At 60.1% G+C, this 7,169-nt stretch carries 7 protein-coding genes; 3 read left to right on the forward strand and 4 right to left on the reverse strand.

The features are described from left to right. Positions 1-156: 156 nt before the first annotated feature. Positions 157-1,077 carry an amino acid ABC transporter substrate-binding protein gene (locus HLUSI_RS0104310; protein ID WP_050977630.1) on the reverse strand — a complete coding sequence of 307 codons (921 nt, stop codon included), beginning with the start codon at positions 1,075-1,077 and terminating at the stop codon, positions 157-159. Between the two features lie 278 nt (positions 1,078-1,355). Between HLUSI_RS0104310 and HLUSI_RS32365 the strand changes: the two genes are divergently transcribed. Next, positions 1,356-1,610, forward strand: a complete 255-nt coding sequence (locus tag HLUSI_RS32365) for a hypothetical protein (RefSeq protein WP_157137741.1) — start codon at positions 1,356-1,358, stop codon at positions 1,608-1,610. Between the two features lie 12 nt (positions 1,611-1,622). On the opposite strand, the gene HLUSI_RS0104315 is transcribed toward HLUSI_RS32365, so the two are convergent. The 3 genes from HLUSI_RS0104315 to HLUSI_RS26905 all read right to left on the reverse strand — a co-directional run bounded on the left by HLUSI_RS0104315 (position 1,623) and on the right by HLUSI_RS26905 (position 6,203). Continuing rightward, on the reverse strand, positions 1,623-2,921 hold the full coding sequence (locus tag HLUSI_RS0104315) for a Glu/Leu/Phe/Val family dehydrogenase (protein WP_016832811.1): 1,299 nt from the start codon (positions 2,919-2,921) through the stop codon (positions 1,623-1,625). A gap of 337 nt (positions 2,922-3,258) precedes the next feature. Continuing rightward, on the reverse strand, positions 3,259-4,248 hold the full coding sequence (locus HLUSI_RS0104320) for a LysR family transcriptional regulator (protein WP_016832812.1): 990 nt from the start codon (positions 4,246-4,248) through the stop codon (positions 3,259-3,261). An 86-nt stretch (positions 4,249-4,334) separates the two neighbouring features. Next, positions 4,335-6,203 (reverse strand): ABCB family ABC transporter ATP-binding protein/permease, encoded by a 1,869-nt coding sequence (locus tag HLUSI_RS26905; protein WP_016832813.1) that lies wholly within the window; start codon positions 6,201-6,203, stop codon positions 4,335-4,337. 142 nt (positions 6,204-6,345) lie between these two features. On the opposite strand from HLUSI_RS26905, the gene HLUSI_RS0104330 reads away from it, so the two are divergent. Further along, complete coding sequence (locus tag HLUSI_RS0104330; protein WP_016832814.1) at positions 6,346-6,813, forward strand: acyl-CoA thioesterase; 468 nt, start codon at positions 6,346-6,348, stop codon at positions 6,811-6,813. A 107-nt stretch (positions 6,814-6,920) separates the two neighbouring features. Next, on the forward strand, positions 6,921-7,169 hold the full coding sequence (locus HLUSI_RS0104335; RefSeq protein ID WP_016832815.1) for a Rossmann-fold NAD(P)-binding domain-containing protein: 249 nt from the start codon (positions 6,921-6,923) through the stop codon (positions 7,167-7,169).

A 7,169-nucleotide genomic window follows, 5' to 3' on the forward strand; every position in this document is an offset into this window, starting at 1 on the left:
AAAAATTTTTACGTAGTGTACCAAAAGCCATTCTTCAAAAATAGTCTTCATTCTTGAAAAGAGGCTATTTTGCGCTCAATTCAGCTTAGCTTCCAAAAACCATCCCGCTCGTCGCCGACCGCCGAAATGCGCGATCGCAGCAAAAAGGCGCAATGTTCAGTCGTCGCCGACCTTGTCCGTGGGATACCGCAAAGTATCGCGCAAAATGAAGCCCATCGGCATGTCCATCGATGGGACTTTCGCGCTGATGGGTTGCACGAACCAGCGATCGTAAATCCGGTAAATCTCGCCTGACCGCACGATCCGCACCATCTGCAGATCCACGAATTTCTTGAACTCCGGATCGCCCTTGCGCATCATGATGCCGTAAGGCTCCAGCGACAGCGCCTCGCCCACGACCTGATAATTCTTCGGCTGCGGCACCGACAACAGGTAGCGCCGCAACAGCACATCTTCCATCACGAAGGCATCCGCCTTGCCCTTCTCGACGCTGTCGAACGCGTCTTCGTTATAGGCGACTTCCACAATCCGGACATTGAGCGAGCGGATCTTGCTGCGCTGTTCCAGCAACTTCACCATTGGCGTGTTGCGCGGCACAACGACCGTCTTCCCGCGCAAGTCTTCCCAGTTGCGAATGCCCGAATCCTTCTTCACCAGCATGCGCACCGCCGCAAAAAAATGCGGCACCGTGAACGCAGCAATCTTGCGCCGCTCGGCATTGTTCGTGGAAGTGCTGCACTCCAGATCGGCCTTGCCCTGATCCAACGCGATGAAGCGCGTCACCGTATCGACTTCCATGAACTGCACCTGCATGTGCGGCAACTTCAATTCCTTGCGCAGGCCTTCCGCGATATTCCTGCACAGTTCGATCGTGTAACCGGTCACCAGCTTGTCATCGCCGAGAAACGCAAACGGCGTCGTGCCGTTCAGGTAAGCGATCACTACCGCATTGGTGCGCCGGATTTTTTCCAGCGTTCCTTCCGCCCGTGCCTGCATCTGCAAAGCCATGCATAAACCGAGAACGACCGTCTTGATGATCCACCGTGTCGTCGCCAGGCTGGCATATCGAGTCATCATCGCGCGCCCTCTTGCCGACGTACTGCATCGGAGATTTATAGTGAGCAAGTATCATGCCAGAAAATCAAGTCTCCAATCGCAAGATCAGCGCGGCAATTCAAGCCCTTATTCCATCATTTGCTCCCCTGGCGGCGCCTTTCAGGGTGCAAGCGAAAGCCGCGCCCGCAGGCGCATACGGGAAAATCATGAACAAGGAGAAGCAGCCTGCCCGCGCATCACGCTGTGCTTCGGCCGTGCGCGAGGATACGCACGAAAGGTGCGCATCGACGGCATGACGCATGTCAGCGTGGACGGCTTGTGTTTGGCGTGGACGTCTCCTCCTTCGCGCGCGGCATCGCTTGTTTGCAGGAACGGGAAAAAATGCGATCAAACGCACCTGCGTTTCTCGCCATTCCCGACTGCAAAAACGTGCCGCCGATTTATCTTTTTTACTGCACACGACAAGCGGAGATATTGATCTTGTTGTTCTTCCGCTTGCCGTGCCGCTGCATTACTGCGTTATTGCATACTGCCTGATTACATTGATGCGTTGATGCGGTTCTGCATCAAGGATACAGGCCGCGCATCTCGCGCGCCTGCAGCACGCGGGTGCAGGCAACGATGAAGGCCGCCGTGCGCAACGATATTTTCTTGTCGTCCGCCAGTTGCCACACCGCGGCGAACGCTTCGCGCATGATGCGGGTCAGGCGCAGGTTGATCTCGTCTTCGGTCCAGAAGAAGCTCGAGAAATCCTGCACCCATTCAAAGTAGCTCACTGTCACGCCGCCGGCGTTGGCAATCACGTCAGGCACGATCAACACACCCTTGTCGTGCAGGATGTCATCGGCCGCCGGCGTGGTCGGACCGTTCGCACCTTCGAGAATGATCTTGGCGCGAATCACCGACGCATTGGCTTCAGTGATTTGCTGCTCGAGAGCAGCAGGCACCAGAATGTCGCAATCGGTTGCCCAAAACAGGGCGCGATCCTTCACTTCATCGGCGCCCGGGAAGCCCTGGACGCTGCCGTGTTCGGCCACATACGCCTGCAACGCGGGCACATCCAGACCGCTGTCGCGCACGACCGTCGTGATGTGATCCTGCACCGCCACCACTTTGGCGCCGGCTTCCGCAAACAGACGTGCGGCGATGCCGCCGACGTTGCCGAAACCCTGCACCGCAACACGTGCATCCTTGATGTCAAGACCGCGTTTTGCAGCGGCTTCACAGCCGACGACAAATACGCCGCGGCCGGTCGCCTCATGGCGACCGAGGCTGCCGCCGAGCGAAATCGGCTTGCCGGTGACAACGCCCGATGCAGTGCTGCCCTGGTTCATGGAATAGGTATCCATCATCCACGCCATGATCTGCGAATCGGTGTTGACGTCAGGTGCAGGAATGTCTTTGTTCGGTCCGATGATGATGCCGATTTCGCTGGTGTAGCGACGCGTCATGCGCTGCAGCTCACCGCGCGACAATGTTTTCGGATCAACGCGGATGCCGCCCTTGGCGCCGCCGTACGGCACGTTCACTGCGGCATTCTTGACGGTCATCCAGGCCGACAGCGCCATTACTTCAGACAGTGTCACGTCCTGGTGAAAACGCACGCCGCCCTTGCCCGGACCGCGCGAGGTATTGTGCTGCACACGGTAACCTTCGAAGTGGGCGATGGTGCCGTCGTCGCGCTCGATGGGCACGTCGACGATCAGGATGCGCTTGGGACGTTTCAGTGTTTCCACCCAGCGCGCCAGCGAGCCGAGGTGAGGGGTAACGCGGTCGATTTGTTCCAGATAGACGCCCCATGGGCCGATGCCATGCGGGGTTACGTATGAGGGGATTTCGTGCTGCTTGAGTGGTTCGTTCGACATGATGCAATCGCTCCTTGATGTTGCCGCGCTTAAGCCATGCTGGCCGAGGCTGCTGCAAAAATTAATCAAACTCGCGGAACTCAGTGGAATTTATCGAATTCAGCGGAATTCAAGCTACGCCATCGTACTCCGGTAGCATCCGGATTGGCGCGCCATGTTGTTTAATTTTTCAGCCGCCGCCGGGTGAAAATCCAGCCGGGAGTGCGGATGCGCCTGCACAAAACCATCGCGCAAACTTGACATCCAGACACGCCATCGACAGCGACGCCATCGTAGGTCAATGCGATGCAGCAAAGCTAATGCTTTGTGCGCATGCAACTATGCGCTTCATGCATAGTTATTCTTCAAGCCCTGTTTTACGCGGCTTTCGAGGCGTTTTTGTCCGCGCGACAGCCGCCTTCCGGCCTTCTTCGAGTTCCTGCAGGTAATCCCACAGGCGCGCCACCACCACCTTGCCGCTGCGTTGCGGAGTCGGCCGTTCACGATACAAACGGATTTCCATCTCGACCTCCCACTCGCCCTGGGCGCCGTCGGTGCGTGCGAGCTGCTTGTTGCGCACCTCGCGCGTGACCGAGGATTCCGGCAGGAAGGCCACGCCGTGTCCTTCCAGGGCCATCATCTTGAGGCTTTCGGACATGTCGGTTTCGTAGTGTTTTTCAAGATGCAGCGGCTTCTTGGCGTCGGTCAGGATCAGCTCCACCATGCGGCCGAGGTAGGCGTTGGGCGTATAGGACAGGAACGGCAACGGCGCCTTGGAGCTGCCCGGGAACACGTAATCCGGCTTGCCGGTGCGATCGCAGCGCGAATACGGGCGCACGCTTTCCTTGCCCATGCTGAGCATGTCGTAGCGGCTGGAATCCAGTTGCACCGGCTGGCGCGGATGGTGGTAGCACAGCAGCAGGTCGCAGCCGCCTTCGACGATGGTCATCACGGCGTCATGCACGTTGAGCGCGATCAGGCGCGTATTGAGCGCGCCGAAGCCGGACTCCAGCGAACTGAGCCATTTCGGGAAGTAGGTCAGCGACAAGGTATGCGGCACCGCAAAATCGACGGTGGTCTGCGCCGCCGGTCGCTTGCCGCGCAGCAGCGCACGCGTGTTGTTGATCTGGCCCAGCATTTCCACGGCCTGCTCGTAGAACACTTCGCCGGCCGCCGTCAGCCGTGTCGGATAGGACGTGCGATCGATCAGGTCGGAGCCGAGCCAGGCTTCGAGCGACTGGATACGGCGCGAAAACGCCGGCTGCGTCACGTGGCGCAATTCGGCAGAGCGGCTGAAACTGCGCGTTTCAGCCAGGGAAATGAAATCTTCCAGCCACTTGGTTTCCATGCTTTCTATCCCACCTCGGAGGGCTCGACGACGGAGCCGCTCGTGTTGTCGTTATTGTGATGTTCTGATGCCCGGCGCCATGTCGTTCACGCCAGTTGCAGCGATGGCGACAGCGGTTCGGCGCCCTCGCCGTCTTCGTTCCCGTCCTCGCGCGCCTGCTGGCGCGCCCACATCTGGGCGTAGGCGCCGTCGGCCGCGAGCAGCTGGGTGTGCGTGCCGCGCTCGATGATACGCCCATGTTCCAGCACCAGGATCTGATCCGCATCGACGATGGTCGACAGGCGATGCGCAATGATGAGCGTGGTGCGGCTTTCGGCGATCTCGCTCAATTGCTCCTGGATCGCCTGCTCGGCCTTGGAGTCGAGCGCCGAAGTCGCTTCGTCGAAGATCAGCACGGCCGGGTTCTTCAGCAACGTGCGCGCGATCGCCACGCGTTGCTTTTCGCCGCCGGACAGCTTCAGGCCGCGCTCGCCGACGGTGGTCTCGTAACCGTCCGGCAGCGACTCGATGAAGTCATGCACATATGCTGCCTTGGCGGCGGCGACGATTTCTTCCTTGCTGCTGCCGGGCTTGCCGTAGCCGATGTTGTAGCCGATGGTGTCGTTGAACAGCACGGTGTCCTGCGGCACGATGCCGATGGCTTTGCGCAGCGAGGCCTGGGTGACGTGGCGCAGGTCCTGGCCATCGATGGTGATGGCGCCGGCGTCGACATCGTAGAAGCGATACAGCAGGCGCGACAAGGTGGACTTGCCCGAGCCGCTGTGACCGACCACCGCCGTGGTGGTGCCGGCGGCGACCTCGAAATCGACATCAAACAGGATCTGGCGCTTGCTCTCGTAGCTGAAATCGATATGCGAAAAACGCAGCGCCGCGCCCTTCGTCGCCAGCGGCTTCGCATCCGGCGCATCGGCGATTTCCTTGTTCTGCTCCAGCAGCGAAAACAGGCGCTCCATGTCGGCCAGGCTCTGCTTGATCTCGCGATAGATCACGCCGAGGAAATTGAGCGGGATGTACAACTGGATCATGAAGGCGTTGACCAGCACCAGGTCGCCCAGGCTCATCGTGCCGCTGATCACGCCTTGCGTGGCGCGCCACAGGATCAGCGTCACCGCGATGGCGATGATGGCCGACTGCCCCGAGTTGAGCAACGACAGCGAGGACTGCGACTTGACCGCCGCCGCTTCGTAGCGCTGCAGGCCTTCGTCGTAGCGGCGCGCTTCGAAATCCTCATTGCTGAAATACTTCACGGTTTCATAGTTGAGCAGCGAATCGATGGCCTTGGAATTGGCGCGCGAATCGAGGTCGTTCATGGTGCGGCGGAAGTGCGTGCGCCATTCGGTCACGGTGATCGTGAACACGATGTACAGCGCCAGCGCGCCAGCCGTGATCACGGTGAACCAGATCTCGTAATGCAGCACCAGGTAGACCAGCACCAGCGCGATTTCGATCAGCGTCGGCAAGATGCTGAACAGCGCATACGACACCAGCGACGATACCCCGCGTGTGCCGCGCTCGATGTCGCGCGTCATGCCGCCGGTCTGCCGGTTCAGGTGGAAACGCAGCGACAGCGCATGCAGATGGCGGAACACTTGCAGCGCAATGGTCCGCACTGCGCGCTGCGTCACCTTGGCGAAAATGAACTCGCGCAATTCGGTGAACACCGTGGTCGCCAGCCGCAACGCCCCATACGCCACCAGCAGCGACAGCGGCAGCACCAGCAAGGCCTGCGGATTGTCCGGACCGATGGTCATGCGATCGACCAGTTGCTTAAGCAACAAGGGTACGCCGATGTTGGTCAGCTTGGCCCCGACCAGGAAGGCCAGCGCCAGCAGCACGCGCCATTTGTAGGTCCACAGATAAGGCAGCAAGGTGCCCAGCGTTTGCCAGTCGCTGTGAGCGGGAACGGAAGGTGTGCGCGCAGCTTGCGGCGCGGCGGACGGCGGATATCGACGCATGAAAAAATTGCCCGGAAAAATTTGTGCTTTTGTTTTGCGGAGGAGCCACGCAGACGCCGCGACTCCTATAAACTAGGAGCTTATCCCTGATCTTCCGCATTATAAGAGTCCGCAGGACTTCACGCTTTCAAAAGGAAACGTAATGACAAGTCAGCACAATACTTCGCTGCCCGTCGGCAAAATGCCGCATCTGCGTGTGATGCCCATGCCATCCGACGCCAATGTGTACGGCGACGTCTTCGGCGGCTGGATCATGGCGCAGGTCGATATCGCCGGTTCGCTGCCCGCCACCAAGCGCGCCAACGGCCGCGTCGCCACCATCGCGGTCAACTCCTTCCTGTTCAAACACCCCGTCTTCGTCGGCGATCTGCTGTCGTTTTACGCCGATATCGTCAAAGTCGGCAAAACCTCGATCACCGTCAACGTCGAGGTTTACGCCGAGCGCAACCGCCTGCAGGCCGAAGTCGTCAAAGTCACCGAAGCCACCCTCACCTACGTCGCCACCGACGAAAACCGCAAACCGCGCGAACTCCCTCCACTGGCCCCCGGCGACAGCGTGCCGATCACCAGCGGCCTGCAGGACCTCGGCGGCGGCTGGTGCGCGGCCTGATTCGTTCATTTTCCGTCCGGGTTTTTAACCACCTTCCGGACCGGCGCGCTGTTTTTCCTTTCGCGCCGGCTCCCAACCGTCCTTCACCCACCGATCAAGACCATTCCATGACTTCCACTTCCGCACGTCCCGACATCCTCATCGCCGCCGCATTGCCGCCGCACCTGATGCAACGCCTGCAAGACCATTTCACCTGCCACGATGCCACCACGTTGAGCGACGCCGCCCTGGCCGCCGTCGCGCCGTCCATCCGCGGCATCGCCTCCAAGGGCGAAACCAAGGTCTCGCGCGAGTACATCGCCCGCTTCCCGGCGCTGGAAATCATCTCCGTCTTCGGCGTCGGCTATGACGGCTAG

This window comes from Herbaspirillum lusitanum P6-12, assembly GCF_000256565.1.
GTDB classification, from domain to species: domain Bacteria; phylum Pseudomonadota; class Gammaproteobacteria; order Burkholderiales; family Burkholderiaceae_D; genus Herbaspirillum; species Herbaspirillum lusitanum.

Excerpts from the sequence above, each read along its gene's own strand:
- HLUSI_RS0104310 (WP_050977630.1), bottom strand. The coding sequence starts at position 1,077 with ATGATGACTCGATATGCCAGCCTGGCGACGACACGGTGGATCATCAAG.
- HLUSI_RS32365 (WP_157137741.1), top strand. The coding sequence starts at position 1,356 with ATGTCAGCGTGGACGGCTTGTGTTTGGCGTGGACGTCTCCTCCTTCGC.
- HLUSI_RS0104315 (WP_016832811.1), bottom strand. The coding sequence starts at position 2,921 with ATGTCGAACGAACCACTCAAGCAGCACGAAATCCCCTCATACGTAACC.
- HLUSI_RS0104320 (WP_016832812.1), bottom strand. The coding sequence starts at position 4,248 with ATGGAAACCAAGTGGCTGGAAGATTTCATTTCCCTGGCTGAAACGCGC.
- HLUSI_RS26905 (WP_016832813.1), bottom strand. The coding sequence starts at position 6,203 with ATGCGTCGATATCCGCCGTCCGCCGCGCCGCAAGCTGCGCGCACACCT.
- HLUSI_RS0104330 (WP_016832814.1), top strand. The coding sequence starts at position 6,346 with ATGACAAGTCAGCACAATACTTCGCTGCCCGTCGGCAAAATGCCGCAT.
- HLUSI_RS0104335 (WP_016832815.1), top strand. The coding sequence starts at position 6,921 with ATGACTTCCACTTCCGCACGTCCCGACATCCTCATCGCCGCCGCATTG.